Raw genomic sequence first — 348 nt, 5'->3', positions numbered from 1 at the left:
TTTAATGATCATTTCTTCAATAAAAGAAGGTTTCAAAAAGACTTCTTGGAGATAATGTTCTTCAGGACTAAAGTAAACTAGAAAAAAAGCACTTTGACTTTCCGAACAAAATAACCCACATTGGATTTGAGCCCAATAATAAGGAGGAATGATGTTTTTTTGAAAAAAATCTTTCCATGAGGAACTATTTTTATCTAAAGGACATTTAATTTCTAACATTGTATTACTGTCTTGATGATAACCATCTAAAGAAGCTGAAAAAATATCTTTGGTGAACACTGAAGGCTCATAATTTCTTTTGGTTTTCACTGAAAAGAATAAATTGGCCTTGGGTTCCATTTTTTTTCC

The 348-nt window shown here is 30.2% G+C and carries 1 protein-coding gene; it reads right to left on the bottom strand.

The genetic code is table 11. The features are described 5' to 3' along the window. On the bottom strand, window positions 1–339 hold a 339-nt coding region (locus M8044_RS02535; protein WP_273585473.1), incomplete at its 3' end, for a lambda-exonuclease family protein. Window positions 340–348 lie beyond the last annotated feature (9 nt).

This window comes from Columbia Basin potato purple top phytoplasma, assembly GCF_028595955.1.
Taxonomy (GTDB): Bacteria; Bacillota_I; Bacilli_A; order Acholeplasmatales; family Acholeplasmataceae; genus Phytoplasma.
This window is presented reverse-complemented; position numbering and strand designations above follow the sequence as displayed.